22 protein-coding genes and 1 pseudogene are annotated in these 25928 nt (G+C 64.9%); 11 read left to right on the top strand and 12 right to left on the bottom strand.

Annotation, left to right across the window (positions count from 1 at the left end):
• The first annotated feature begins 108 nt into the window (after positions 1 to 108).
• From murA to HQR01_RS05015, 3 genes are all read left to right on the top strand, one after another.
• Complete coding sequence (gene murA, locus HQR01_RS05025; protein WP_173213108.1) at positions 109 to 1392, top strand: UDP-N-acetylglucosamine 1-carboxyvinyltransferase; 1284 nt, start codon at positions 109 to 111, stop codon at positions 1390 to 1392.
• A 33-nt stretch (positions 1393 to 1425) separates the two neighbouring features.
• Positions 1426 to 2226: a class I SAM-dependent methyltransferase gene (locus HQR01_RS05020; protein ID WP_173213107.1), complete on the top strand. Its 801-nt coding sequence runs from the start codon at positions 1426 to 1428 to the stop codon at positions 2224 to 2226.
• Between the two features lie 111 nt (positions 2227 to 2337).
• Positions 2338 to 2559: a hypothetical protein gene (locus HQR01_RS05015; protein ID WP_173213105.1), complete on the top strand. Its 222-nt coding sequence runs from the start codon at positions 2338 to 2340 to the stop codon at positions 2557 to 2559.
• On the opposite strand, the gene HQR01_RS05010 is transcribed toward HQR01_RS05015, so the two are convergent.
• On the bottom strand, positions 2553 to 2834 hold the full coding sequence (locus HQR01_RS05010; protein WP_173213103.1) for a ribbon-helix-helix domain-containing protein: 282 nt from the start codon (positions 2832 to 2834) through the stop codon (positions 2553 to 2555). The two genes, HQR01_RS05015 and HQR01_RS05010, sit on opposite strands and share 7 nt — an antisense overlap.
• A gap of 116 nt (positions 2835 to 2950) precedes the next feature.
• On the opposite strand from HQR01_RS05010, the gene HQR01_RS05005 reads away from it, so the two are divergent.
• Positions 2951 to 3682, top strand: a complete 732-nt coding sequence (locus HQR01_RS05005; protein WP_173213101.1) for a helix-turn-helix domain-containing protein — start codon at positions 2951 to 2953, stop codon at positions 3680 to 3682.
• Positions 3683 to 3722: 40 nt separating this feature from the next.
• On the opposite strand, the gene phbB is transcribed toward HQR01_RS05005, so the two are convergent.
• Complete coding sequence (phbB, locus tag HQR01_RS05000; protein ID WP_173213099.1) at positions 3723 to 4448, bottom strand: acetoacetyl-CoA reductase; 726 nt, start codon at positions 4446 to 4448, stop codon at positions 3723 to 3725.
• Between the two features lie 132 nt (positions 4449 to 4580).
• The gene (locus tag HQR01_RS04995) at positions 4581 to 5342 is read right to left on the bottom strand and encodes a hypothetical protein (RefSeq protein WP_173213097.1); all 762 of its coding nucleotides are present in this window, start codon (positions 5340 to 5342) and stop codon (positions 4581 to 4583) included.
• Positions 5343 to 5686: 344 nt separating this feature from the next.
• Here HQR01_RS04995 and HQR01_RS04990 point away from each other — a divergent pair, with 344 nt between their 5' ends.
• Genes HQR01_RS04990 through holA form a run of 4 tightly spaced genes read left to right on the top strand, consistent with a single transcriptional unit; the run spans position 5687 to position 10244 of the window.
• A complete protein-coding gene (locus tag HQR01_RS04990; RefSeq protein WP_173213095.1) occupies positions 5687 to 6133 on the top strand; it encodes a DUF3576 domain-containing protein in 447 nt (148 codons plus the stop codon).
• A 60-nt stretch (positions 6134 to 6193) separates the two neighbouring features.
• Positions 6194 to 8716: a leucine--tRNA ligase gene (gene leuS, locus HQR01_RS04985; RefSeq protein ID WP_173213094.1), complete on the top strand. Its 2523-nt coding sequence runs from the start codon at positions 6194 to 6196 to the stop codon at positions 8714 to 8716.
• The gene (gene lptE / locus HQR01_RS04980; protein WP_173213087.1) at positions 8716 to 9204 is read left to right on the top strand and encodes an LPS assembly lipoprotein LptE; all 489 of its coding nucleotides are present in this window, start codon (positions 8716 to 8718) and stop codon (positions 9202 to 9204) included. Before leuS ends, lptE begins: the two co-directional genes overlap by 1 nt.
• Positions 9201 to 10244: a DNA polymerase III subunit delta gene (gene holA, locus HQR01_RS04975; RefSeq protein WP_173213085.1), complete on the top strand. Its 1044-nt coding sequence runs from the start codon at positions 9201 to 9203 to the stop codon at positions 10242 to 10244. Before lptE ends, holA begins: the two co-directional genes overlap by 4 nt.
• Here the strand turns inward: holA and HQR01_RS04970 are convergent, their stop codons facing one another.
• The 4 genes from HQR01_RS04970 to HQR01_RS04955 are packed head-to-tail and all read right to left on the bottom strand — an operon-like array spanning position 10245 to position 13270.
• Positions 10245 to 11399, bottom strand: coding sequence for a nucleotidyltransferase family protein (locus tag HQR01_RS04970; protein WP_173213083.1), 1155 nt, complete (start codon positions 11397 to 11399; stop codon positions 10245 to 10247).
• 9 nt (positions 11400 to 11408) lie between these two features.
• The gene (locus tag HQR01_RS04965) at positions 11409 to 11960 is read right to left on the bottom strand and encodes an LptA/OstA family protein (RefSeq protein ID WP_173213081.1); all 552 of its coding nucleotides are present in this window, start codon (positions 11958 to 11960) and stop codon (positions 11409 to 11411) included.
• Positions 11960 to 12628: an LPS export ABC transporter periplasmic protein LptC gene (lptC, locus tag HQR01_RS04960; protein ID WP_173213079.1), complete on the bottom strand. Its 669-nt coding sequence runs from the start codon at positions 12626 to 12628 to the stop codon at positions 11960 to 11962. Before lptC ends, HQR01_RS04965 begins: the two co-directional genes overlap by 1 nt.
• A 24-nt stretch (positions 12629 to 12652) precedes the next feature.
• On the bottom strand, positions 12653 to 13270 hold the full coding sequence (locus tag HQR01_RS04955; protein WP_173213077.1) for a ribonuclease D: 618 nt from the start codon (positions 13268 to 13270) through the stop codon (positions 12653 to 12655).
• Positions 13271 to 13351: 81 nt separating this feature from the next.
• Here HQR01_RS04955 and ung point away from each other — a divergent pair, with 81 nt between their 5' ends.
• Together ung and HQR01_RS04945 are read left to right on the top strand one after the other, a co-directional pair.
• Positions 13352 to 14032, top strand: a complete 681-nt coding sequence (gene ung / locus HQR01_RS04950; protein WP_173213075.1) for a uracil-DNA glycosylase — start codon at positions 13352 to 13354, stop codon at positions 14030 to 14032.
• Positions 14033 to 14178: 146 nt separating this feature from the next.
• Positions 14179 to 15663 (top strand): serine hydrolase domain-containing protein, encoded by a 1485-nt coding sequence (locus HQR01_RS04945; RefSeq protein WP_173213073.1) that lies wholly within the window; start codon positions 14179 to 14181, stop codon positions 15661 to 15663.
• A gap of 1 nt (position 15664) precedes the next feature.
• Here HQR01_RS04945 and HQR01_RS04940 read toward each other — a convergent pair whose 3' ends face one another.
• Positions 15665 to 16444 (bottom strand): SDR family NAD(P)-dependent oxidoreductase, encoded by a 780-nt coding sequence (locus HQR01_RS04940; protein WP_173213071.1) that lies wholly within the window; start codon positions 16442 to 16444, stop codon positions 15665 to 15667.
• 82 nt (positions 16445 to 16526) lie between these two features.
• Between HQR01_RS04940 and HQR01_RS04935 the strand changes: the two genes are divergently transcribed.
• Positions 16527 to 17309: an enoyl-CoA hydratase gene (locus HQR01_RS04935; protein ID WP_173213069.1), complete on the top strand. Its 783-nt coding sequence runs from the start codon at positions 16527 to 16529 to the stop codon at positions 17307 to 17309.
• A 1-nt stretch (position 17310) separates the two neighbouring features.
• On the opposite strand, the gene HQR01_RS04930 is transcribed toward HQR01_RS04935, so the two are convergent.
• From HQR01_RS04930 to HQR01_RS04915, 4 genes and pseudogenes are all read right to left on the bottom strand, one after another.
• Positions 17311 to 18747, bottom strand: coding sequence for a glutamate synthase subunit beta (locus HQR01_RS04930; RefSeq protein WP_173213067.1), 1437 nt, complete (start codon positions 18745 to 18747; stop codon positions 17311 to 17313).
• 5 nt (positions 18748 to 18752) lie between these two features.
• Positions 18753 to 23408 carry a glutamate synthase large subunit gene (gene gltB / locus HQR01_RS04925; protein WP_173213065.1) on the bottom strand — a complete coding sequence of 1552 codons (4656 nt, stop codon included), beginning with the start codon at positions 23406 to 23408 and terminating at the stop codon, positions 18753 to 18755.
• Between the two features lie 228 nt (positions 23409 to 23636).
• The gene (locus HQR01_RS04920) at positions 23637 to 24614 is read right to left on the bottom strand and encodes a hypothetical protein (RefSeq protein WP_173213064.1); all 978 of its coding nucleotides are present in this window, start codon (positions 24612 to 24614) and stop codon (positions 23637 to 23639) included.
• Positions 24589 to 25823: pseudogene (locus HQR01_RS04915) on the bottom strand (TIGR04063 family PEP-CTERM/XrtA system glycosyltransferase). The gene HQR01_RS04920 and the pseudogene HQR01_RS04915 overlap by 26 nt, the downstream one beginning before the upstream one ends.
• Positions 25824 to 25928 lie beyond the last annotated feature (105 nt).

Raw genomic sequence — 25928 nt, 5'->3', positions numbered from 1 at the left:
TGTTGGTGCCTGGCGTGCCGGGGATGGAGTCGACAAAATGCCCTTGCATCGCGGTGCGACAGGCGTGTGACGCTTGCCAGCACTGGCGGTGCAGGTAAAGGCGTGAACATGGACAAGCTTCTCATTCGCGGCGGCAATCGCCTGTCGGGCTCGATCCCGATCTCGGGCGCAAAGAACGCCGCGCTCACCCTGATCCCGTGCGCGCTACTGACCGAGGAGCCGGTTACGCTGCGCAACCTGCCGCGCCTGGCGGATATCGATGGGTTCCAGCACCTGATGACGCAGTTCGGCGTGGCGCACACCATCCAGGGGCAGCGGCCGGAAGATTTCGGGCGCGTGGTCACGCTCGAAGCGACCCGTCTCACCAGCACCGTCGCGCCCTATGACCTGGTGCGCAAGATGCGTGCCTCGATCCTCGTGCTGGGCCCGATGCTGGCGCGGATGGGCGAGGCGACCGTTTCGCTGCCCGGCGGTTGCGCGATCGGCAATCGCCCGATCGACCTGCATCTCAAGGCGCTTGAGGCCTTTGGTGCGCATATCGAACTGGCCCAGGGTTATGTCAAAGCCATCGCGCCCGATGGCGGCTTGCCCGGCGGCGAATTCGATTTCCCGGTGGTCTCGGTCGGCGCAACCGAGAATGCATTGATGGCGGCCGTGCTGGCGAACGGGACCAGCAGGTTGATCAACGCCGCCCGCGAGCCCGAGATCGTCGACCTCTGCAACCTCCTGGTCGCCATGGGCGCCGAGATCGAAGGGATCGGCAACAGCGAGCTGACCATCCATGGCGTCAAGCGGCTGCACGGTGCCACCTATCGGGTCATGCCCGATCGGATCGAAGCCGGTTCCTACGCCTGCGCCGCGGCCATCACCGGCGGCGAAGTGCTGCTCGAGGGGGCTGAGGCCGATGACATGGGCTCGACCATCCATGCGCTGCGCAATATCGGTGTCGAATGCGAAGGCGTGAAGGGTGGCGTGCGCGTGGCGGCGAGCGGTCCGCTCAAGGCGCATAATCTCACCACGGCGCCCTATCCTGGCCTCGCCACCGACATGCAGGCGCAGTTGATGAGCCTGCTGTGCAAGGCGGAAGGCGCGAGCATGCTGACCGAAACGATCTTCGAGAATCGCTATATGCACGTGCCCGAGCTGCGGCGCATGGGCGCGGATATCGAAACGAGCGGACGTACCGCCGTGGTTCGCGGGCCGGTCAATCTGACCGGGGCCGAGGTCATGGCCACGGACCTGCGTGCATCGATGAGCCTGATCATCGCGGCATTGGCCGCCGAGGGCGAGACTACCGTGCGCCGTATCTACCACCTCGACCGGGGATATGAACGGCTGGAAGAGAAGCTCCAGCTTGTCGGTGCGGATATCGAGCGCGTAGGAGACGACTAGGGCGCAAAACCTTCGGTGGAAGGGAGGCTGCCCATGTCCGGCAGCGATGCAACCTTCGCGGGTTCGATTCCCGAGAATTACGAGGACTTCCTCGTGCCAGTGCTGTTCACGCCCTTCGCCGATGACCTGGTCGTCTTTGCGCGGGATCTCGAATTCTCCGATGTTCTCGAAATTGCGGCTGGTACCGGCGCACTGACTGCGCGCTTCGCCCCGACTTTTCCGGACGCGGTGATTACCGCGACCGACCTCAATAAGGCGATGGTCGACCTCGCCCAGGAACGGCATCGGTTCGGCAACGTTACCTGGCGGGAGGCCGATGCCCAGGCCCTGCCTTTCGCCGACGCGAGCTTGGATCTCGTGCTCCACCAATTCGGAGCGATGTTCTTTCCCGACCGGGTGGCCGCCTATAGCGAGATGCGCCGTGTGCTGCGCCCAGGCGGTGCGATGCTGTTCAATGTCTGGGCGCCATTATCCGCCAACCCGGGAAGCGAGGCGATCCATCGGGTCCTTACCGCACATCTCGATGACCCATCTCCGGGTTTCATTGCGCGCACCCCTTTCGGCTATGCCGACCCGGAGCAGGTCATGCTCGACGTCTCGCTCGCGGGTTTCACCGATGTCGTGGTTGAGCCGGTCCATGCCGTCAGCCCGGAAGGATCGGCCTTGTCACTGCTGCGGGGCATGACCGAAGGAAGTCCGCTCGCCCTGGAACTCGCACAGCATGAACCGGAAGCGGTTGCCCGCGCGGTTGCGGAAGCCGGTGCAGAGCTTGATCGGCTGGAGAAGGGGACTGGACTCGAGATGATGGCCTGGCGGATCATCGCCAGCGCGTGACGCCGAGATGCACTTGGCCGGAGTTTGTTTTCGCATCGGCGCTTTTCGTCAGGTTGACGCGGACCTTTTGCGCGTTTCGTGCGTTGGGTCGCAGAGGAAGGATTCTGTTCGATGCTACGCAAACTTGCAGCGCTCGGTGTGCTTGGCCTTGCCTGCTACAGGTACCTTCGCAAGGACCGGGCAAGGCCCGCTTTTGCCGAGAACCAAGGCTTGGCCCAGGTTCGCGATGCAGGTCCACAAGCCATGCGAGACGCGCCCGGCGGTCCTTGGACCAAGACCGACGAGGAGATCGACGAAAGCTTCCCGGCCAGCGATCCGCCTTCGAATTACTGAGCTGGCCGAGTGTAGCTGGGCAGGGTGAACGAAGCGGTTCGCCGGCCTTTGTCATTCCAGACAAGCCAGATTCGGATAGCGCCCGCCAGCCCGGGCGGGTTTTCCGCCTTGATCCGTTCGGCGTCGATGTCTGCCACCAGCGTGTTGATCGACACGTTGCGTGACGCCGCTGCGTCGGTAAGCATGTCCCAAAACATCGGTTCGAGGCTGATCGAGGTTCGGTGGCCCGCGATGCGGACCGAGTACTTCCGTGGGGGGTGGTAGGGGGGAATCATCCCGGCTCCCCTACATAAGCGACCGGTGCGGACCTACGATTTTTTTGGGGTGGCTGGTGTTCGGACCTGCCGATAGATTCCGGGTCCTGATGGCAAGTATGGCGGCGATATCGCGGATGGACGCTCTCGACGAACTCACGGACAAGGAGAAGGAGACCCTCCGACTCATTGTTCGCGGTCACGATGCAAAATCTATGGCCAGCGAGCTTTCGCTCTCGGTTCACACGATCAACGAGCGCCTTCGGCTGGCCCGGCGCAAGCTGGGTGTCACCAGCAGCCGGGAAGCCGCGCGCCTGCTTCTCGAGAGCGAGGGGGCCGACCCCCAAAAACTTGCAGACAAGGATTTGGGGGAAGCCGGGGAGGCGGGCTTTGCAGACAAGGATCGGGTCGCGGCAGGCAAACCCGCCCGCCGCATCATTGCAGGAGTCCTTGTCATGATGACCATATTTGCCGCCGGCCTGATTCTCACCTCCTACTTTGTCGAACCCGCCCGGGAGGCAGCTCCGGTGGAGGCGCCGTCGAGCGATGCGGCCGTCGTTGCCGCTGCACGCGAATGGCTTACGTTGACCGACGCAGGCGATTGGGAAGCCAGCTTCGATGCCACCGGAAGGACATTCAAGCAGAGCAATACACTCATCGGCTGGAGCAACGCCGCAACTCAGGTGCGCGGGCCGCAGGGCGCCCTCATTTCGCGCGACCTGCTCACGGTGCGCTATCTCAACGCTCCTCCGCACGGCTATCAGGAGGTCGCCTTCGCGACCCAATATGCAAATACCAAAGTCGTCGAGACGGTCACCCTCCAGCTGGAAGAGGGTGTCTGGAAGGTCGTCGGAATTATGGTCGACTGACTTGAGGGGGCGCCCGGTCCAGCCGTGCGCCCGCCGCACCTCAATACATGTGCTGGCCGCCGTTGATGCTCATCGTCGAGCCAGTGATGAACTCGGCATGCTCCGATACCAGGAAGCTGACCCCGCGCGCGATTTCGCTGGCACGGCCGAGGCGACCGACCGGGATCTTGGCGACGATCTTCTCCAGCACCGGCTCGGGCACGGCGGCCACCATATCGGTGTCGATGTAGCCGGGGGCGATGGCGTTCACGGTAATGCCGAAGCGCGCGCCTTCCTGCGCCAATGCCTTGGTGAAGCCGTGGATGCCGCTCTTGGCGGCGGCATAGTTGACCTGGCCGTACTGACCCGCCTGCCCGTTGATCGAGCCGATGTTGACGATCCTGCCCCAGCCACGGTCCTTCATGCCGGGGAAGGTCGCCTTGGCCATGTTGAAGCAACCGCCAAGGTTGGTGCGTATCACCGCATCCCAATCCTCATAGCTCATCCGCAGCAGCGTGCCGTCACGGGTGATGCCCGCATTGTTGACGACGATATCGATCGGTCCGTGCTCTTCGGCGACCTTGGCGCAGCCTTCTTGCACGGCGTCGAAATCGCCGACATCGAACTTGATCGTGGGAATACCGGTTTCGGCGGTAAAGGCGCGCGCCGCGTCGTCATTGCCGGCGTAGTTGGCGATCACAGTACAGCCGCGTTCGTCGCGCAGCCTTTCGCATATGGCGCGGCCAATTCCGCGCGAACCGCCAGTTACGATCGCAACACGTGCCATGTCTTCACTCCCAAGCTTTCCGTAGCGTTTCTTCCGGTCTTAGGCGCGCAGATGTTACCGCGCAAAGGCAATCGCCATGCGGGCGAAATGTTCAATCGTATTCTTGGAATTGTGCCGCAGTGGCGGGACGGGTCAGAAGCGGATCTGCGTCCCGACATAGACCGCCTGATCATCCTCGACCCCGTCGGTCAACGGCGCCAGGCGATTGCGATCTTGCGACACGCGTACCCCGGCCGTCACGTCGAGATTGCGACCCACGCGATAGGAAGTGCGCAGGTCGACGCTCTGCTGGCCCGCGCCTTCAAGCGTGCGCGGGGCACGTCCAGCGCTCTGCTCGTTCGTCAGAGCAATCTGCGACTGGAACCGGCTCGGCTTGCCGGACCGTTCCTTCTCGGGCCGGAACTGCGACAGGTCGGGCATGGCGACGTCGCGCAGTGTACCAGGCAGTTCGACAGGCTTGGTCGCCTGCGCGAAGCTCTGATAACCGCGCGCGATGCCGAGGTTGTAGCTCGTCGGTGCGATGGCCAGCGCCGCATCGCGACCCTTCTCCGCCGAGGCACTATCGATCGCATCGCGAACCGAGATTGCGCGGGCGGTGGCCCCATCGACCCGTACCGCAACGGTCACCGTGCGTTCGCCATCGCGCGGAAGCTTGGTCGCCGGCGTGAACCGCAGCCCGTCTTCGCCGATGATCGCCGCCACGCGCCGTGCCAGGTGCGGATCCGCGCCGGCCGGGGTGAATGGTAGCGAGCCGAGCGAAGCATCGGCCGATGCGCCATTGCCGCCGGAAACGACCGCAAGGCCGGCACCGGGGATGGACAACGCCAAGCCCGCAGCCGCGAGCGCCGCGGGGATCGCCCGCTTGGTGCTCGTATTGTTGCGGCGGCTTGCCATGACGACTGCGTTACCTTTCCAAATTTCGGTCGAAGCCTCTATTCGATCGCCGCTTAACCGCAGCTGACCCGACTCGAACCGAGATTATCGGACTCTTAACGAAGCTAAGGTCCGACTTGTGCAGATACCAGCTTTTCCACAGCCGCAGATGACGAATCCATGCAACTGTTGCCCTGTGTCAACACGGGCAGGTGCGGCGGCGCGTGTCGCTGGTCCGGGTTCAGCGGGCATTCACCGCGCTCACGTGCATGAGAAGGTTGTCAGGCAGGGTCGGTCGGCATGGCTTGCCCCCCTGCGTGCAGGCTCTATAGAGCCGTGAAACCGGATTGATACCAAGGACCGACATGATCGCTCTTGCCCAGCTACGCCGCCCTGCCATCCTAGCCTTGGCCATTGCCGCCACGGCCAGCCTTGCGGCTTGCGGCGGACGCGAGCGGCCGAAGGCCGACCTCGCCGCGGCACAGATCACCACCATCGGTGTGAACTCCTATTTGTGGCGCGCAGCGCTGGAAACCGTCAGCTTTGCTCCGCTGCTCCAGGCCGACAGCAACGGCGGGGTGATCGTCACCGACTGGTATGCCAACCCCAGCAATCCGGGCGAACGCGTCAAGGTGACCGTGACGATTCTCGATTCGGACCTGCGCGCGGATGCGCTTCGCGTGGCTGCCAGCCGGCAGGTCAGCCAGGGCGGCGGCTGGGTCGATGCCCCGGTGCAGGCCGCGACCGTGCAGAAGCTCGAGGACATCATCCTCACCAAGGCGCGCGAATTGCGCCGTCACACGCTCAACTGATAGCGGTTTTGCCGCACGCGGGTCCTTCCCAAACCACGTAAAATCCGTAAGGCCGCTCGCATGAGCAGCGACACCCGTTTCGATCCGGCGATTGCCGACGCGCATTGGCAGAATGCGTGGGAGAAGGCGCAGACCTTTCGCGCCGACAGCAATTCGAACAAGCCCAAGAGCTACGTGCTCGAGATGTTCCCCTATCCCTCGGGGCGCATCCATATCGGCCACGTTCGCAACTACACGATGGGCGACGTGCTGGCGCGCTACAAGCGGGCGACGGGGCACGAAGTGCTCCACCCGATGGGCTGGGACGCCTTCGGCATGCCGGCGGAGAACGCCGCGATGGAGAAGGGCGTCCATCCGGGCGGCTGGACCCGCGCCAATATCGAACACATGAAGGCGCAGCTGAAGCGCCTCGGCTTCGCGCTCGACTGGAGCCGCGAGCTCGCCACTTGCGAGCCGGAGTATTACGGCCACGAACAGGCGCTGTTCCTCGACATGTATGAGGCGGGCCTCGTCTATCGCAGGGAGAGCGAGGTCAATTGGGACCCGGTCGACATGACCGTGCTCGCCAATGAACAGGTGATCGACGGCAAGGGCTGGCGTTCGGGTGCAGAGGTCGAGCGGCGCAAACTGAACCAGTGGTTCATGCGTATCACGGACTTCGCCGAAGACCTGCTCGACGGACTCGGCAAGCTCGATGACTGGCCGGACAAGGTCCGCCTGATGCAGGAAAACTGGATCGGCAAGTCGCGCGGGCTCGAGTTCAGCTTCGACCTTTCGAACGGGGAACAACTGCCGGTCTACACGACCCGCCCCGACACGATCTTCGGCGCGAGTTTCGTCGCGGTCGCCGCCGACCATCCGATCGCGCAGGGTGTCGCCGCGCAGAACTGCGACGCGGCCAAGTTCATCGAGCTGTGCAAGAAGGGTGGGACGACGGCGGCCGAGCTCGAGATGGCGGAAAAGCTGGGCTTCGACACCGGCATCGGCGCGAAGCACCCGTTCACCGGCGAATACCTGCCCGTCTACATCGCGAATTTCGTGCTGATGGACTACGGCACGGGCGCGATCATGGCAGTGCCGGGCCACGACCAGCGCGACTTCGAGTTCGCCACCAAATACGGCTTGCCCATCCCGCGCGTGGTCGCGGCGAGCGTCGAAGAGGCTGCCAAGCCCTTTGCCGGCGAGGCCGAAGCGGGCGATGGGGTGATCGTCAATTCGGATTTCATCACCGGCATGAGCGTGGAGGACGCCAAGCGCGAGATCATCCGGCGCATCGAGGCAGAGGGCCGCGGGCAAGGTAAGACAGTATGGCGCCTGCGCGACTGGGGCGTCAGCCGCCAGCGCTATTGGGGCACGCCGATCCCCTTCATCCACTGCGGAAGTTGCGGCGTGGTGCCGGTGCCCAAGGACCAGCTTCCCGTCACCCTGCCCGAAGATGTCGATTTCCAGACTCCGGGCAACCCGCTGCTGCGCCACCCCACCTGGAAGCATGTCGATTGCCCCAAGTGCGGCGGCAAGGCCGAGCGCGAGACCGATACGCTCGACACCTTCACCAACAGCTCGTGGTATTTCCTGCGCTTTGCCAGCCAGCCCGCGGACAAGCCGTTCGACCGTGAGGAAGTGGCCAAATGGCTGCCAGTCGACCAGTATATCGGCGGCATCGAGCATGCCATCCTGCACCTGCTCTATGCGCGCTTCTGGACCCGTGCGCTCAACCGCATCGGCCTGGTCGACGTGAAGGAACCGTTCGCCTCGCTGTTCACGCAGGGCATGGTCACCCACGAAACCTATTCGCGCCGCGAAGGGGAACGTGAAGTCTTCTACAGCCCCGACGAAGTGATCCGCACTGGTGAGGGGGCGACGCTGAGGGACGGCGGTGAAGCGGTGACCATCGGCCGTGTCATCAAGATGTCGAAGTCGAAGAAGAACGTGGTCGATCCCGACACGATCATCGATCGCTTCGGCGCCGACGCGGTGCGCTGGTTCATGCTGTCCGACAGCCCGCCCGAACGCGACCTGCCGTGGTCCGAAGCGGGCATCGAAGGCTGCTCGCGTTTCGTTCACCGCTTGTGGCGCCTGTTCGGCCAGTATGAGGCTGAGGCGAGCGGAGACGACAAGGCGCTCGATCGCAAGACCCACCAGACCGTCGCCGCCGTCGCCCAGGATATTGAAGGACTAGGCTTCAACAAGGCAGTGGCGCGGATCTACGAACTGACCGGCGCGGTCGAGAAGGCACAGCCGTCGGCGAGCCGCTCTGCGGCGATCCGCACGCTGGTGCAGCTGGTGGCACCGATGATGCCGCATCTGGCTGAGGAAGCCTGGTCGGCGATGACGCAGCAAGGCATAGTCGCGGACGCAGGCTGGCCCGAAGTGGATCCCGCGCTGCTGGTCGAGGACGAGGTGACCATCGCCGTCCAGCACATGGGCAAGCTGCGCGATACGCTGAGTGCCCCCAAGGGCGCTTCGAAGGAGGACCTCGAAGCGCTGGCTCTGGCTTCCGAGAAGGTGCAGCGGTCGATTGCCGGGGCTCCGGTGCGCAAGGTCATTGTGGTGCCGGACAGATTGGTGAATATCGTCACCTGATGCGTCGCGCCTTCATCCTTTTCGCCTGCTTCGCCCTTTCAGCCTGCGGCCTGCAACCGATGTATGCCGGCGGGGGTAATGGCGCGGTCGCGCGTGGCCTGGCCGCAGTCGATGTGCCTGCGATCGAGGGGCAGGCAGGTTGGCTGGTGCGTAATGCGCTTACTGACCGGCTCGAAGCTGCAGGGGCGGAGACCCCACAGTACCGGCTCGACGTACGGCTCGACGACCAGCTCGACGGCCTCGGCATCTTGCGCGACGATACCATCAGCCGCGAACGCCGTACGCTGCGGGCGCGCTACCAGCTGATTGACCTGTCGAGCGGCGAGATCCTGCTCGATGCCACTGCCGCTTCCGATGCGGGTATCGACGTGGTTTCCAGCGAGTACGCCACTATCGCAGCCGAACAGACCGCGCTCGAAAACCTCGCCCGGGACGTGGCGCAGCGCATTGTCACGCGCGTGGCGCTGACCCTGCGCGAGCAGCAGTGAAGCTCACCAGCCGCGACTTCGCCGCCAAAGGCCGCAGCGCGGCGCAGGCCTGCTCGATCTTCTTCTTCTGCGGGCAGGACGAGGCAGGGGCGAGTGCCGCTGCCCGCGATCTGGTGACCTGGCTGCCGGAACCGGGCGAACGTGTCGAAATGGCAGGTGCCGACTTGCGAAACGATCCGGCTAGCCTTGGTGACGAGGCGCGATCGACATCGCTGTTTGGCGACCGGCGGCATATCTGGGTGCGCGCGAATGGTGACGATGCCTTTGCCGCGATCGAGACCCTGATCGAGACGGGCGATGCAGGGGCCGGCTCGGCCTGCCCAGTCATTGTCGTTGCCACATCGGCGACCGACAAGTCGCGCACCGCCAAGCTGCTCGAGAAACGCAAGGACGCGCTGGTTGCGCTGTTCTATCCGCCCGACTTGCGCTCCGTATCGCAAAGCGTGCGCTCCATGGCCGATGCCGCCGGCGTGCGGCTGGGAGGCGACATGGCGGAAAGGATCGCCCGTGCCGCCAATCTCGACGTGCGACTGGCGCAAAGCGAGATAACCAAGCTTGCGATCTATCTCGATGCCAGCCCGCAGAGCCCCCGCACCGCTACCACAGAAGACCTCGACGCCGTTGGTGCGGTGAGCGAGGAGGACGGGTTCATGCCGCTTGTCGATGCGGTGATGGGCGGCCAGGGAAACCGGGTCGCACCGGAGATCGCCCGTTTGAAGCAGCTTGGCCTCAATCCAGTTGGCGTATTGCTGGCATTCGAACGACGCGCGGCCCAGCTTGCGCGGATCGCGGCCGTGCTCGGCTCGCAGCCCTATGGCGCCTTGGACAAGGGAGAAAAGGCGCGGTTGGGGATCTTCTGGAAGGAAGAGCGCGAGATCGGCCAGCAGCTCGCGATATGGCGGCAACGCAATCTGCTCGACCGGCTCACCCACGCGCTCGTGCGATTGCATCGTGACCTGCTGACCAACAGCCAGGCCGCGGAACTGCTGCTCGCCCAGCAGCTCACGCTGATCGCCCAGCTCGCCAAGGGCAGGCGCTAGCTAGGGCTTCTGCGCTGACAGGTAGCGGTTGAGCTGTGCAACCAGCGCGGCTCCGCGACCGGTATCTCCGCCCAATCGCGCCGCAATCGCGTTGCGCAGCTCGCCTCCCAGCCAGCCCAACCATGGGGAGAGCGTGTCATGCCGTTCGCGCCGGGCGAGTGCGCGCCGCCACTTCTCGCCCCAGCCAATATCCGTGCGCGCCAATCGCGCCGCTGTCTGATCTGCCGCGATCCGCTCCGGTGGCTTGGCCAGCAGCAGCGGGAGGTTCTCGATGATCTCAGGCGGTACGGGCAGCGGCGATGGTGGCAAGATTGCTGCCCCCTTGGAGGTCCAGCGACGTGTCGCCTCGATCGCCAGGCCGGCCACCCGGTCCCATCCTTCGGCAGCTGCGCGATCCCACACGGCAGCCCAGTCGATGCTGTGCGCCAGCGCCAATCGCTCGAAATCGGCGAGCATCAACGGACCACCATCGAAACCATGCACAGCGGCATGGACCGCAAGGTGGCAAAGCTGGTCGACCGGATCGAGGTAATTGAGCGCCGGGTATTGAGGGTCTGGGATCACTCGCCCGAACACATCCACGGGCAGTTGCGGCGTGCGCCAATCCTCGATCCACAACCGATGGTGCAGCTCGACGACAACCCCTCCAGGCGAGACGAGTGGCGCAAGCTGATGGTAGCGTTGCTTCCATAGTTCTGGGGCCAGTCCTTCGGTGCCGAACTCGCCGTAGCCGTGGCCCAGCAGGAGATCGCGTGCGTGGAGCACTGCATCCTCGGGAACGAGCAGGTCGAGATCGCGCAAGGGGCGCAGTGCCGGATCGGGCCAGGCATGCCAGGCCAGCCAGGATCCCTTCAGCGCGATCGCTTCGATACCGGCACGCGCCAGCAGTTCGGCGATAGCGACCAGCTCGGCCTTGTGCGCCAGTGCGGAGATCGCGCTGGCGCGATAGGCGCTCGCCCAGGTCTGTCGCTGCAATTCCGGGACCGATGCGGACTCGCCCCAGCGCCGATGGAGCAACGGTTGCAGCCGATAATGCGTGGCTCGCCGATCGAGCTCGGACCATTGGGTGGGGGATATCCTCACAAGTTCGGCGGGCGCGAGCTCGGGCCCACCAGCCAATCGCGTGAGCAGCTCCTCGAGCGGCGGCCCAGCCACCGACGGCCCTCAGTTCTCCGGGACGGAGAAGGTCCCGGTTACGCGTCCGGAAGCGTTGCTCGTGGCGCCGCTCACCGGCGAGGAGCCGCTGGCGCGGCCGTCGACGCTCGAGCGGCCCGTGGCCAGGTCGATCACCAGCCGTCCGCCATTGAGCGTGTCGCCACCGCGATCGAGGCGCACGTTGCCGGCCATGGTGATGATCCGGCGATTGAAATCGTAGACCGCCGTGTCGCCGCGCGCGCGCTCGTTCCCGCGCCGCACGTCGACCCCGCCCGTGGCCATGATCCGCTGGATCTTGAGGCTGCCCTCGTCCGAATAATTCACGATCGTACGGGCCGCGTTGAGCGCCAGCCCGGCCTGGGTGATCTGGACATTGCCAGACAGTACAACCCGATTCTCACGATCCTGCAGCTCGATGCGATCGGCGGCATAGGACACGGGGGCACTGGAATTGTGTGCTGCGATGGCCTGAGCGCTCAGCTGCACACCGCCCAGGGCGACGGCGGTTGCGAGGAACCCGGCAGCGCCCCAGCGGGCGATGGTCGAACGAAGCGCGGTCATCAGGGCATCCTTAGTTTTCCCGGCGCCATGCGCAGCCGCGCATTGCCGGTCAGAGTGATGGTGCGGGCCGAAAGATCGGCGGTCAAGCGGTCGGCACTGAAGGTACCGGCAGGAATTGCCCCGTCGACCCCGCCGGCGCCGACGAGCGTCTTGGTCGCGAGGTCAACCGACACGTCGCGCGCCAGCATGCGATAGCCATCGGCGGTGGTCATGTTCACCGGGCCGATCACCATCACTTCCTCCTTGTCGATGTCGTACTGGCCGGCCTCGGCGGTGAGGCGGGCGGGGCCATCGTTGAGCAGCAGGCGTGCGACGAGATCGTTCATGTGTACGATGCCCTCGCTGCTGGAGCGCTGCACTGCCTCGCCAGCGGTGAGCGAGAAGGGGCGGCCCTGGTTGTCCTCGCCGCGATAGAGCGCGTTGTCGACGCGCAGGCGTTCCGTGATGATGGCTACCTTGTCCCGGTCGAGGAGGAAGCTGACTTCCCCGCGGGGGCCGAGCGGGGTGACGACCATCAAGGCCGCCAGCACGCCGACGGCCATCGGCAGTGCGCGGGCCAGGAAATGTACCAGCCGGTCATGCGTGCCGCCAGGCTCGGCCCAGTGCCGCCGCTGGTTGCGGAGCACCTTTGCTTCCTGCGTCTCGATCCTGCGCTGGGTGGTTGCCATGTTGCTCGTCTGCCTGGGCCAGCCCTACATGTGGCTGAAGATGTCGTGCTCGGGCCAGCCGGCCAGGTCGAGCCGCGCGCGGGTGGGAAGGAATTCGAAGCAAGCCTGGGCAATGGCCATGCGCCCTTCGCGCACCAGCCTCCGGTCGAGCTCTTCCTTGAGCCGATGGAGATAGCGCACGTCGCTGGCGGCGTATTCCCGCTGCGGTTCGGTAATCTCGGGGCCGCCCCAGTCGCTCGACTGCTGGGCCTTGGAAATGGTCCCGCCGAGCAATTCCTCGATCAGGTTCTTGAGGCCGTGGCGATCGGTATAGGTACGCACCAGCTTGCTGGCGATCTTGGTGCAATAGCAGGGAGTGGCCATCACCCCGAGATAGTGCTCGATCGCCGCGAGATCGAAGCGTGCAAAGTGGTAGAGCTTGAGGCGATTCGGGTCTGCCAACACCGCCTTCAGGTTGGGCGCGTCAAATTTGCTGTCCGGGCCGAAGCGGACGAGATGTTCGTCGCCATTGCCGTCGCTCAACTGCACCACGCACAGCCGGTCGCGGGCGGTAATAAGCCCCATGGTTTCGGTATCGACCGCGATGGGTCCTTCCGCCAGCACGCCTGCCGGCAAGTCTTCTTCGTGAAAATGCACTGCCATGGATCAGCGCCTTAGGCGTATTGGGGATTGTAGGGAAGGGCGCACTGGAGACGGAATGCAAGCCGCGCCAAGGTGACCGCAATGACCGATGTTGTTCCCCCCAGTTGGAAGCCTGTGCTCGACCCCGTGCTCGCCGCACCCAAAGCGCGGCGGCTGGGCGGCTGGCTGCGGGCGGAGGAGCAGGCCGGCAAGCCGATCTTTCCCCCGCGCGGCGCGCGGCTGGCGGCGCTGGCGCTGACTCCGCTCGACGCGGTGAAGGTGGTGATTCTGGGACAGGATCCCTATCACGGACCGGGGCAGGCGATGGGATTGTGCTTCGCCGTGCCAGACGGGGTACAGGTCCCGCCCAGTCTGGCCAACATCTACAAGGAACTGGAGAGCGACCTCGGGATTGCGCGCCCGCGGCATGGCGATCTCAGCCGCTGGGCGCGGCAGGGCGTATTGCTGCTCAACAACACGCTGACGGTCGAGGCGGGCAAGGCAGGCAGCCACGCCGGTCGCGGCTGGGACGCGATCACCGATGCTTGCGTGGCGGCGGTTGCGGCGCGGCCGGAGCCCTCGGTCTTCATCCTGTGGGGCAGCCACGCGCAGGCCAAGGCCAAGCGTATCGATGGCCTGCGCGACGGCAGGCACTGCGTTATCGAAAGCCCGCATCCCAGCCCATTGTCGGCCCACCGTGGGTTCTTCGGTTCCAAGCCTTTCAGCCGGACCAATGCTTTCCTCGAAGCCAACGGGCGCGGCCCGATCGACTGGCAGGTGTGACGCGAAGGTGCGTTTGTGACCTGTGACCTCCAACAGAGATCTTCGGATACTCGGTCGCGATCTTGCAAGCGTGCTTGATCGCGCCAGCCAATTTGCCATGAATTGAGGCCGATAGGAAACTCCACGACCACAGGGGGGGAGACTCGATGAAAGCGTTATTCAAGGTAGGTGCGGCGCTCGCGGTTCTCGGCATGGTGGTTCCGGCGCAGGCGCAGCCCGGCGGCGATGATCCAGCAACGGTGCAGAGTGCTGCCGACCCCGCAAAGGCCGCCGCGATGGCGGAAGCGTTGCAAGCGGCAGAGTTGTGGGTCGATGCATGGCGCCAGTATCGCAAGATCCCGGCAATCTCCGCTGCCGTGGCGCAAGGTGATGCAACGGTCTGGGCCAAGGGATTCGGCGCGACGGACCGTGCGCGCAGGATGCCGGCCACGGCCGATACGATCTATTCGATTTGCTCGGTCTCCAAACTGTTCACTGCGATCGCGCTGATGCAGCAGTGGGAACAGGGCAAGGTCGCGCTCGACGCGCCGGTCACGCAGTATTTGCCTTGGGCCAAACTTGCCGACGACCCGCGCGAAAGCGTGCCGATCACGCTGCGCGGCGCGCTGACGCATTCGGCAGGCCTCCCGCGCGAGGCGGACTTCCCCTACTGGACCGGTCCCGGCTTTCCCTTCCCCAGCCAGGATCAGATCCGCGCGCGTATCGGGTCGCAGGCCCCGCTCTATCCTGCGGAGACGACCTGGCAGTATTCGAACCTTGGCCTGACGCTGGTGGGCGAGACGGTCGAAGCAGTCAGCGGCTTGCCCTACGCCGACTACGTCCAGGCGAATATCCTCGCACCGCTCGGACTCAAGGACACGCGGCCAGCTATTCCCGCCGCACTCTATGGCAAGCAGATGGCCGTGGGCTGGGGTGCGCTGACCACAGAGGGTACCAGGCCTGACGTCCGGTTGTTCGATCCGGCAGGGATCACCCCTGCGGCGGGCTTCAGCGCCAGTGTCGCTGATCTTGCGCGTTTCGCGTCGTGGACTTTCCGCCTGGCGAAGACCGGAAATCCCGAGGTGCTGCGCGCTTCGACCCTGCGCGAAATGCAGCGAGTCCACTACATCAGCCCCGACTGGAAGACGAGTTGGGGGCTCGGCTTTGCCGTGCGCGATGAGGGTGGCACGACCGTTGTCGGCCATGGTGGCAGCTGCCCCGGCTATCGCACCGCGCTGATGATGGCGCCCAAGGAGGAACTGGGGGTCGCCGTGGCGATGAATGCAATGGACGATCCCGACCTGATCGCGCGTGGGATCGCAGCCCTGATCAAGGCGCGCGGTGCGGCCACGACCTTCGATGCGGTCGAAGGTGTGACGCTCGAAGACTACACCGGGGTCTATGACGGCCAGCCGTGGAATTCGGACTTTATGCTTATCCCCTGGGCAGGCGGATTGACCTGGCTTCAGCCAGACGCTGACAATCCGGCAAGCGGGATGTGGCGGTTGAAGCCGCTCGGCAAGGACAGCTTCCGGGTGGTGACCGACAAGGGCGAGGAGCGTGAGCTGGTGATGTTCGAGCGCGACGCGACGGGCAAGGTCGTCGCGTCGATCCAGCACTCGAACCGCAACCCGCGCTTGCGCGGGCTCTAGCTCAGAAGATCGTGTAGCCGCCGTCGATCACCAGCGAATCCCCGGTGTGGAAGCTGCTCGCGTCGCTGGCGAGATAGACCGCGATCCCGCTGAAGTCTTCGCCCTCGCCCCAGCGGCGCATGGGCACCCGGCCGATCACCTTCTTGTTGAAGGTATCCCAGGCCTGGAGCCGCTCGGTCATCGGAGTGGCAATCCAGCCGGGCAGCACTGCATTCGCGCGGATGCCGTATTTCGCCAGCTCGACTGCCGTGCTGCGGACCATGCCAAGCACACCAGCCTTGGTTGCAGCGTAGGCCTGGTTCGCGGGCGGGCCATGGATCGCCGCGACCGATGCCGTCGCCACCAGGGAGCCACCCGTATCGCCCGCTTCCGCGCGTGCCACCATGTGCTTGGCAGCCTCACGGAAGGTCCAGAACACTGCGTCAAGGTTGACGGTGGTGATCCTGCGCCAGGCTTCGGTCGTCTGCTCGATCAGCGGAGCGTTGCCGCCGACCCCGGCATTGGCGATGGCGCAATCGATCCGCCCCAACAGCGCAAGACTTTCCGCCATGGCATCGACCACCGCCGCCTCGTCCGCCACGTCGACTGCCAGCGCTTCGATCTTCGTCCCGTAGCTGCGCAGCTTCTCGACCGCCGCTTCGGACTTTGCCGCGTCGCGGCCCCAGATAACAACATCCGCGCCGGCTGCAGCCAGCCCTTCCGCCATGCCGAGTCCGATACCGGAATTGCCGCCGGTAACCACGGCCGTCTTGCCGGTGAGGTCAAAGGGTTTGAATGCCATTGTGCGTCTCTCCTCTCGGGAGACAGTCAACGCGAGTGGCGAAACGATTGCAAGCAGCAACTGATTGGCTAATCTCTCGACCATGACCGAGCTGATACTGACCGAAATCGCCGACGGTATCGCCACCGTCACCCTGAACCGTCCCGAAGCGATGAATGCGCTGTCGAAGGCGCTGCGCCATCGGCTCTATGAAGTGATGACCGCGCTCGACGCCGATGACGCGGTGCGCGCGGTGATCCTGACCGGCGCCGGTACGCGGGCCTTCACCGCCGGGCTCGACCTGAAGGAACTGGGATCGCAGGAAGGCGCGCTGGGTGCCGCCAATGCCGAGGGAGCCGACGAAAACCCGGTCAAGGCGATCGAGTGCTGCCGCAAGCCGGTGATCGGTGCGATCAACGGAGTAGCGATTACCGGCGGCTTCGAGGTCGCACTGGCCTGCGATGTGCTTGTTGCGAGCACCAATGCACGCTTTGCCGATACCCATGCGCGGGTTGGGATCGTGCCCGGCTGGGGCCTGTCGCAGAAGCTCAGCCGGATGATCGGCATCAGCCGCGCCAAGGAGCTGAGCTTCACTGGCAACTTTCTCGACGCTGAAACCGCCGAGCGCTGGGGCCTGGTCAATCGCGTGGTCGCGCCCGAGGACTTGCTGACGGAGGCGCGCAGGCTGGCAGGCGATATGGCGAGTATCGATCCGGGCTTTCTCGCCAGCTACAAGGCACTGATCGACGAGGGCTATGCCGCAAGCTTCGGCGAAGGGCTGGCGCTCGAACACAAGCGCTCCTCCGCCGCCAATAGCGCGGTCAGCCCGGAAGAGGTCGAAGCGCGCCGTGCCGCCGTTCAGGCGCGCGGCCGCACGCAGGGATAGATCAGCGCGGCAGCTCGCTCACGCCCATCAGCGCCTTGTCGACTGCATGGGCGCATTGGCGCCCTTCGCGGATCGCCCACACGACCAGGCTTTGCCCGCGTCGCATGTCGCCGCAGGAAAAGACATTGGCCTCGCTGGTGAGATACCATTCGGTGTCTGCCGCAACATTGCCGCGCGCGTCGAGGTCGACGCCCGCGCGGTCGAGCAGCCCGCGCCGCTTGGGTCCGGTAAAGCCCATGGCGAGCAGGATCAGGTCGGCCTTGAGCGTGAACTTGCTGCCGGCAACCTCCTGCATGCGACCGTCTTTCCACTCGACGCGGACACATTCGAGCCCGGCGACGTCGCCGTTCTCCTCGATCACGCGCTTGGCGAGAACGGCCCAGTCGCGATCTACGCCTTCCTCGTGGCTGGACGAGGTCCGCAGCTTCAGCGGCCAGTCGGGCCAGGTAAGCGCCTTGTCTTCCTTCTCCGGCGGCTTGGGCATGATCTCAAGCTGGGTGACGCTGGCCGCGCCCTGGCGGTTCGAAGTGCCGACACAGTCACTGCCGGTATCCCCGCCGCCGATCACGATCACATGCTTGCTGGTCGCGGTCAGCGAACCGCGCGGTGCGGCGCGCACTTCGTCGTCGCCGGCATTGCGCTTGTTCTGCTGGGTGAGGAATTCCATCGCCAACCGCACGCCGGGCAGCTCTGCACCCGGCACGTCGAGCATGCGTGCTTCCTCCGCGCCGCCGGCCAGCACGACCGCGTCGAAATTCTCCTGTAGCGCCTGGAAGCTGACTTCGACCCCCACTTCGCTGCTGGTGCGGAACTGGACGCCTTCGGCCTCCATCTGCACCGCGCGGCGGTTGATCAGGTGCTTTTCCATCTTGAAGTCGGGAATGCCGTAGCGCAGCAGGCCGCCAATCCGGTCGGCCTTCTCGAACACGGTCACCGCATGGCCCGCGCGGGCCAGCTGCTGGGCACAGGCCAGACCCGCCGGTCCGCTGCCGATCACCGCCACCGACTTGCCTGTACGCCTTTCGGGCAACTGCGGCTTGATCCAGCCTTCCTGCCACCCGCGGTCGACGATCGCGCATTCGATCGATTTGATCGTCACTGGTGAATCGATGAGGTTGAGCGTGCAGGCCGCCTCGCATGGGGCGGGGCAGATGCGCCCGGTGAATTCCGGGAAATTATTAGTCGAATGGAGCACTTCGAGTGCGTGCTTCCAGTCGTCTTCGTAGACGAGGTGGTTCCAGTCCGGGATGATGTTGTTCACCGGACAACCGTTGTGACAATAGGGAATGCCGCAGTTCATGCAGCGCGCCGCCTGCGTGCGCAGCTCCCTTTCGGACAGCGGGACGACGAACTCCTTGTAGTTGTTCAGCCGTTCTTTGGGGTCGAGGTAGGAGCGGTCGTGCCGCTCGTATTCGAGAAAGCCGGTTTCCTTGCCCATGACCCTTACTCCGCCGCTTCCATCGCGGCTTCTTCGCGTTCGTTTTCGAGTGCCTTGAGCGCCTTGGCGTAGTCGCGAGGCATCACCTTGCGGAAGTTCTTCAGCTCTCCCGTCCAGTTGTCGAGCAAGGCCTTGGCCTTGGCCGAACCGGTGTGGAGCAGGTGGCGCTCGACAAGGACCTTCAGCCGCTCGGCATCGTGGTAGAGCGGATCGCCCATGCCGGGATTGTCGACGGATACAGTACGTTGCTGCGGCTTGCCCCAGCTCTTATCCGCACCCTCGCCGTCACCCGGCGTTACCGGGAGCAGGTCGACCTGCGCCGGATTGCAGAGATCGGCGAAGCGCCCGTCGGGATCGTAGACATAGGCGATCCCGCCGCTCATCCCGGCTGCGAAGTTGCGCCCGGTGGAGCCGAGCACGCAGACTACGCCGCCAGTCATGTATTCGCAGCCATGATCGCCGGTACCTTCGACCACCGCGACCGCGCCCGAATTGCGCACCGCGAAGCGCTCGCCCGCGACACCCGAGAAATAGGCTTCGCCCGCGATCGCGCCGTAAAGCACGGTATTGCCGACGATGATGTTCTCGCCCGGCAGGCGCGGCGCCTCGTCAGGTTGGCGCACGATGATGCGGCCGCCCGACAGACCCTTGCCGACATAGTCGTTCGCATCGCCGGTCAGGCTCAGCGTCACGCCATGTGCGAGCCATGCGCCGAAGCTCTGCCCCGCCACACCGGTGAGGTCGATGCGGATCGTCTCGGGCGCCAGGCCGGCATGGCCATGCGCCTCTGCGATCCGGCCCGACAGCATGGCGCCGACGGTGCGGTTGACGTTGCGGATGGTGCGGGTGAGCTGGACGGCTTGCCCGCTCTCGATCGCGGGCCTGCAGGCCGCGATCAGCTCGACGTCCATGGCCGCTTCAAGGCCGTGGTCCTGCTCCTCGGTGTGGTGCAGCGATTTGCCGGCCTCCAGCGGAACAGCATGGAGGATCCGCGACAGGTCGACCCCATGGGCCTTCCAGTGCCGTTCGACCCGGCGCATGTCGATCCGGTCGACACGGCCGACCATTTCCTCGACCGTGCGGAAGCCCATCCGCGCCATGATCTGGCGCAGCTCTTCCGCGACGAAGAAGAAGTAATTGATGACGTGCTCGGGCGTGCCGGTGAAGCGCGCGCGCAGCACCGGGTCCTGGGTCGCAACGCCGACCGGGCAGGTGTTGAGGTGGCACTTGCGCATCATGATGCAGCCCGCCGCAATCAACGGAGCAGTGGCGAAGCCGAACTCGTCGGCTCCCAGTAGCGCACCGATGGCGACGTCGCGCCCGGTGCGCAGGCCGCCATCGACCTGCACCGCGATGCGCGAACGCAGGTCGTTCAGCAGCAGCGTCTGCTGCGTCTCGGCCAGGCCGATTTCCCACGGCGAACCGGCATGGGTGAGGCTGGTGAGCGGGCTCGCGCCCGTCCCGCCTTCATAGCCGGAGATCGTGACGTGATCCGCCTTGCACTTGCTCACGCCTGCCGCGACCGTGCCGACGCCCACTTCGGACACCAGCTTCACCGAGATGCGCGCACTCGGCTTCACATTCTTGAGGTCGTGGATCAGCTGCGCGAGATCCTCGATCGAATAGATATCGTGGTGCGGCGGCGGCGAGATCAGGCCCACGCCCGGGGTCGAGTGACGGACCTTGCCGATACGCTTGTCGACCTTATGGCCGGGCAGCTGGCCGCCTTCGCCGGGCTTTGCGCCCTGCGCCATCTTGATCTGGATGTCATCCGAATTGACGAGGTACTCGGTGGTCACGCCGAAGCGCCCCGAAGCCACCTGCTTGATCCGGCTGCGCATCGAATCGCCGTTGGGCAGCGGCTCGAAGCGCTCGGGCTCCTCGCCACCTTCGCCGGTGTTCGAGCGGCCGCCCAGGCGGTTCATCGCGATCGCCAGCGTCGAATGCGCTTCGTGGCTGATCGAACCGAAACTCATCGCTCCGGTGCTGAAGCGTTTGACGATTTCCACTGCTGGTTCGACTTCGGAAAGGTCGAGCGGCTGCTCGGTGGGCTTGAGCTCCATGAGGCCGCGGATCGTCAGCAGCCGCTCGGACTGCTCGTTGATCGAGCGGGCGAACTCTTCGTAATTCTTAGGATCGTTGCCGCGTACTGCGTGCTGCAGTTGCGATACCGATTGCGGGGTCCAGGCATGCGCCTCGCCGCGGATGCGGTATTGATAGATCCCGCCAACGTCGAGCATCCCGGCATAGAGCGGGTTGTCGCCATAGGCCTGCGCGTGGCGCAGCACGGCTTCTTCGGCCACCTCTTGCAGGCCGATGCCTTCGATGGTGGTGGCGGTGCCGCAGAAATAGGTATCGACGAACTCCGAGGAGAGGCCAACCGCGTCGAAGATCTGCGCGCCGCAATAGGACTGGTAGGTCGAGATGCCCATCTTGGACATGACCTTGAGGATCCCCTTGCCCACCGCCTTGACGTAGTTCGCCTGCGCCTTGGCCGGGTCCATGTCGGGAAAGCGTTCTGCGCGCAGCGCCTCGATCGTCTCGAACGCGAGGTAGGGGTTGATGCCCTCCGCGCCATAGCCTGCCAGCGCACAGAAATGGTGCACCTCCCGCGCCTCGCCGGTTTCGATGACGAGACCGGTCTGCATGCGCAGGCCCTGGCGGACGAGCTGGTGATGGACCGCGCTGGTCGCGAGCAGCGCGGGCATGGGGACACGGTCCGGCCCCTGGCCACGGTCCGAGAGGATCAGGATGTTGGCATCGCCCAGCACCGCCTCGGTCGCGGCCCAGCACATTTCCTTGAGCGCCATGGCGAGCCCTTCGGCCCCGGTGCTGGCATCCCAGGTGATATCGATCGTCGCGGTGCGGAAGGCGCCGTCAAGCGCGACCTCGACCGAACGGATCTTGGCGAGGTCCGCATTGGTGAGGATCGGCTGGCTCACCTCGAGGCGCTTATGCGTACCGCCATCGCGACCGAGCAGGTTCGGGCGCGGGCCGATCATCGACAGCAGGCTCATCACCAGTTCTTCGCGGATCGGGTCGATCGGCGGGTTGGTGACCTGGGCAAAGTTCTGCTTGAAATAGTCGTAGAGCAAGCGGCTGCGATCGGAGAGCACCGCAATCGGTGTATCGGTACCCATCGAACCGATCGGGTCCTCGCCGCCCGAAGCCATCGGCTCGAGGAACTTGGCGATGTCTTCCTGCGTGTAGCCGAAGGCCTGCTGGCGATCGAGCAAGCTCTCGTCGGGTTTCGCAATTGCCGAAAGATCGGGCTCGATATGATCGAGGTCCTCGAGCTTGTACTGAGCCTTTTCCAGCCAGCTTTCATAGGGCTGGGCCGCGGCCAGGTCGGCCTTCAGCTCCTCGTCCTCGACGATGCGCCCCTGATCGAGATCGATCAGCAGCATGCGGCCGGGTTGCAGCCGCCACTTGCGGGTGATGTCCTCGTCCTTGAACGGCAGAACGCCGCTTTCCGATGCCAGCACGACGAGGTCGTCCTTGGTCGTGCACCAGCGGGCGGGGCGCAGGCCGTTGCGATCGAGGCAGGCGCCGATCTGGCGGCCGTCGGTGAAGCATACCGCAGCCGGGCCGTCCCATGGCTCCATCAGCGCGGCGTGGTATTCGTAGAAGGCGCGCCGGGCCGGATCCATCAGCGGGTTCTTGGCCCAGGCTTCCGGCATCAGCATCATCATCGAATGGGCGAGGCTGTAGCCGCCGGTCAGCAGCAGCTCGAGCGCGTTGTCGAGGCAGGCGGTATCGGATTGGCCGTGCGGGATCAGCGGCCACATCTTGTCGAGGTCGGCGCCCAGCAGTTCGCTTTCCATCGTGCGGCGCCGGGCTTCCATCCAGTTCACATTGCCGCGAACGGTATTGATCTCGCCGTTATGCGCCATGAAGCGGTAGGGGTGGGCGAGCCGCCAGCTGGGGAAGGTGTTGGTGCTGAAGCGCTGGTGGACGAGGCCGAGCGCCGAAACGCAATTGGGATCGCGCAGATCGTCGTAGAAGCTGCCGACCTGGTTCGCCAGCAGCAGTCCCTTGTAAACCAGCGTACGGCTGGAGAAGCTCGGGATATAGGCTGAGGCCAGCCCTTCTATACCATGCTTGCCTTCAAGCGACTTCAGTGGATTGAGCGTCTGCTTGCGGATGACCACCAACTTGCGTTCGAAGGCGTCCTGGTCGGCACAGTTGAAGCCGCGCGCAATCACGCACTGGCGGATCACAGGCATGGATTCGATCACTGCCTTGCCCAGGCCGTCGAGCGTGGTCGGGACGTCTCGCCAGCCGATGACCCGCTGGCCTTCCTTGGCGGCGAAGCGCTCGAGCTGCTTCTCGACGAAGTCGCGTGCCTCGTCCTGCTGCGGGAGGAAGCACATTGCGACCGCGTAATCGCCGGCTGCGGGGAGCTCGTGGCCCTCGGTCTTGGCCCAGTTGCGGAACAGCGGATCGGGAATCTGCACGAGGATGCCCGCACCATCGCCCAGCAGTGGGTCCGCGCCGACCGCGCCGCGATGGTCGAGATTGGCGAGAATCTCCAGCGCCTGGGCTACGATCGCATGGCTTTTCGCGCCCTTGATATGCGCGACCATGCCGACGCCGCAGGCGTCGTGTTCGTTGCGGGGGTCATAGAGACCCTCGGTCCCCAGGGGCGGCATGCGTCCCATCAGCGGTACGTCCTCCTTCGTGCCCGCCGTGCCGTCTCGCGATGCGAGGTGCCGGGGACAGGTAACTTGGCGCCATCCGATGGCACCGGCAAAATTGCGCGAGGGAGCGTAATGCCGTTGCAATTGTGATTTTGCAACTGCGAGAGGCGTAGCAAAATTTCAGCTGCGCCAAGTTTTCAGCGCGGCCGGTGGCTTACCTATGAGAGGAATTCGTATCCGCGCGCGGATTCAGCGCGGATTGCTGACCCTGGAGAGGCGGTCGAGTGCTCCGCGGAGGACCGCCTGCGAATCTTCTCCAGAGGCGGGTGTGCCTTCGCGGACCGGGCTGGCGCGGTCGGCCTCGCGGCGCAGGAAGGCAATAACTGGATCGACATCGTCGTCGGCGGCGCCGACCACTTCGGCGGCACGTCGGGCTTCGATTGCGCGCCCCAATCGCGCCGTAAGCTCTGCCAGCGATAGGTCGCCGAAAGCTTCTGCTTCCTCGTTTGGAGCAACTGCCGCAGTGACGGGGTGATGGAACTGGAGGTCGGCTTCTCCCATCTCCCCCACTTCAGGAAGCCATTCTTCCTCGTCTGCCGTCTCGATCAGGAGTTCGGCCTCGCCAGCTTCTGCGGCCTCTACGAGCGGTTCGACGAGTTGGTCTGGGAAATCCTCGGCCGGCCCTGCCTGATCCTCAGTTTCGTCTATGGTCGGCGCGCTATCGTCGGGTGGCTCGAAGTCATTCTCCGGCTCCCAGCTCTCGATGCCTTCATCGGCAAGATATTCGCGCGGATTGAACGGGCGGCGTGGGTCGCCTTCCGTATCCTCGACGCTATCGGCCTCGTCGAAGAGAGACTCGTCGTCCAGCCAGACGTTTGCATCCGTCTCTACTTCCTCGTCGCAATCGGCAGTCGCTGCCTTGCCCAGCGCGGCGGCGCGCATGGCTATGGCGAGGCCGAGCAGCAGGCCCAGAAGCGCGCCGATGCCTGAAATGACCAATCTCGCGGGGATTCCCGCAGGAATCAGCGCGTCGATGCCGATTGACTGGCCCAGGCTCGCGTGAACCGCATCGGGCATCACGAAGAGCCCACCGCCGAGCAATGCGGCAAACCACGCGCCTACGGCCCAGCGGAACGCCGGGTGGCTGCTGACAGGCTGTTTGCGCGCGGCGCTCGTCATAGTGCGTTCGATCTCGGTCGTGTCAGGCGGCGGTGCGAGGCCGCCCATTTGGCCGGTGTATTAGCAGTTCTGGGTAAAGACTGAGATAACGATCTACATTCCGGCCCAAGTCGTGATTTTCTGCAACATGCGCGTGGCCGCGCTCACGCATGGCGGCCCAATCCTCGCGTGCATCGATGAAATCCGCCAGGGCCCTGGCCATTGCGGCAGGGTCATCTGGTGGGAACAGCAGGCCGGTAACGCCATCCTTGATCAGCTCGCGACGCCCGCCAACGTCGCTGGCGGCAACGATCCTGCGTTCGGCCATGACTTCCAATGGCTTGAGTGGCGTCACGAGGTCGGTCAACCGCGACTTCTTGCGCGGGTAGGCGAGCACGTCGATCAGCGAATAATACCGCTCGACCTCACTGTGCGGGACGCGCCCTGTGAAGACTATCGCTTCCTTGGCCGACGATGCCGCGGCCTGTACACGGAGTGCGTCCTCTATCGGCCCGCCACCGACCAGCAGCAGCTGCGTCTCTGGGTGGCGCTGGCGCAGCAGGGGCAAGGCAGCGATGAGATCGTCAAGGCCTTCGTAATCGTAGAAGCTCCCGATGAAACCGATCACCGGACCCCCATGGCTGCCAAGGCCGATCTTTGCCGCCAGCGCGTCGTCCCGAGGTGGGGGGCGCCGAATAGGGTCAGGTCGACGCCATTGGGCGAGAGTGTGATCTTGGTGGCGTCGTGGCCACGCGCGATCAAATCTTCGCGCAAGCCGTTGCAGATCGTGAGCACGGCATCCGCGCCCGCGACAACGCGGTTCTCCAGTGCGCGGGTGAGGCGGTATTTGATCGAGCCCTCGGTTCCCGTGCCGTTGCCGACCGCCGCATCTTCCTAGAATGCGCGGATTTCATAGACGAAGGGCAGGCCAAGCCGTCGTGCAGCGCGCAAGCCGGCCATCCCGCACAGGGCCGGCGAATGTCCGTGCAGAACCTCGGGCTTCCATGCCTCCGCGACCCGTTCGATCCCCGCGCGCAGGCGTTCGATTTCGCGCCACTCGCGCAGGCCCGGCGGACCCGATGGCATTCCGGGCACACGGTGGCAGGTCAGGCCTTCCACATCTTCGATTGATGGGCCTGCGGCGACATGGCGCGCACCGGTGATGCCGCACACCTCGATCCCTTTCGCCTGCAAGCTCTTCATGATGGCGCGCGTGCGGAAGGTGTATCCCGAATGGGGCGGGAGCGAGTGGTCGAGGATATGGAGGACGCGGGTCATCGGCTTGGCCCAGTGTCACAACAGGCTTAACGCCGCGTCAACTACAATAGGATAGGGCCCGTGCGAGGAAGACCGCCCGCTTGATCGACTATTCGCCCTCGCGCT

Source organism: Erythrobacter mangrovi (genome assembly GCF_013260645.1).
Lineage (GTDB): Bacteria > Pseudomonadota > Alphaproteobacteria > Sphingomonadales > Sphingomonadaceae > Qipengyuania > Qipengyuania mangrovi.
Note: the sequence above shows the minus strand (reverse complement) of the source record. Positions and strands in the feature narration are given on the sequence as shown.

Bases quoted from the DNA above. Each gene is read 5' to 3' on its own strand.
- HQR01_RS04945 (WP_173213073.1), top strand. From the start codon at position 14,179: ATGAAAGCGTTATTCAAGGTAGGTGCGGCGCTCGCGGTTCTCGGCATG.
- HQR01_RS05010 (WP_173213103.1), bottom strand. From the start codon at position 2,834: ATGATTCCCCCCTACCACCCCCCACGGAAGTACTCGGTCCGCATCGCG.
- HQR01_RS04995 (WP_173213097.1), bottom strand. From the start codon at position 5,342: ATGGCAAGCCGCCGCAACAATACGAGCACCAAGCGGGCGATCCCCGCG.
- ung (WP_173213075.1), top strand. From the start codon at position 13,352: ATGACCGATGTTGTTCCCCCCAGTTGGAAGCCTGTGCTCGACCCCGTG.
- HQR01_RS04990 (WP_173213095.1), top strand. From the start codon at position 5,687: ATGATCGCTCTTGCCCAGCTACGCCGCCCTGCCATCCTAGCCTTGGCC.
- lptE (WP_173213087.1), top strand. From the start codon at position 8,716: ATGCGTCGCGCCTTCATCCTTTTCGCCTGCTTCGCCCTTTCAGCCTGC.
- phbB (WP_173213099.1), bottom strand. From the start codon at position 4,448: ATGGCACGTGTTGCGATCGTAACTGGCGGTTCGCGCGGAATTGGCCGC.
- murA (WP_173213108.1), top strand. From the start codon at position 109: ATGGACAAGCTTCTCATTCGCGGCGGCAATCGCCTGTCGGGCTCGATC.
- HQR01_RS04965 (WP_173213081.1), bottom strand. From the start codon at position 11,960: ATGACCGCGCTTCGTTCGACCATCGCCCGCTGGGGCGCTGCCGGGTTC.
- HQR01_RS04940 (WP_173213071.1), bottom strand. From the start codon at position 16,444: ATGGCATTCAAACCCTTTGACCTCACCGGCAAGACGGCCGTGGTTACC.
- lptC (WP_173213079.1), bottom strand. From the start codon at position 12,628: ATGGCAACCACCCAGCGCAGGATCGAGACGCAGGAAGCAAAGGTGCTC.
- HQR01_RS04930 (WP_173213067.1), bottom strand. From the start codon at position 18,747: ATGGGCAAGGAAACCGGCTTTCTCGAATACGAGCGGCACGACCGCTCC.
- HQR01_RS04955 (WP_173213077.1), bottom strand. From the start codon at position 13,270: ATGGCAGTGCATTTTCACGAAGAAGACTTGCCGGCAGGCGTGCTGGCG.
- HQR01_RS04920 (WP_173213064.1), bottom strand. From the start codon at position 24,614: ATGGGCGGCCTCGCACCGCCGCCTGACACGACCGAGATCGAACGCACT.
- gltB (WP_173213065.1), bottom strand. From the start codon at position 23,408: ATGGGACGCATGCCGCCCCTGGGGACCGAGGGTCTCTATGACCCCCGC.
- HQR01_RS05005 (WP_173213101.1), top strand. From the start codon at position 2,951: ATGGACGCTCTCGACGAACTCACGGACAAGGAGAAGGAGACCCTCCGA.
- leuS (WP_173213094.1), top strand. From the start codon at position 6,194: ATGAGCAGCGACACCCGTTTCGATCCGGCGATTGCCGACGCGCATTGG.
- HQR01_RS05015 (WP_173213105.1), top strand. From the start codon at position 2,338: ATGCTACGCAAACTTGCAGCGCTCGGTGTGCTTGGCCTTGCCTGCTAC.
- HQR01_RS05020 (WP_173213107.1), top strand. From the start codon at position 1,426: ATGTCCGGCAGCGATGCAACCTTCGCGGGTTCGATTCCCGAGAATTAC.
- HQR01_RS04935 (WP_173213069.1), top strand. From the start codon at position 16,527: ATGACCGAGCTGATACTGACCGAAATCGCCGACGGTATCGCCACCGTC.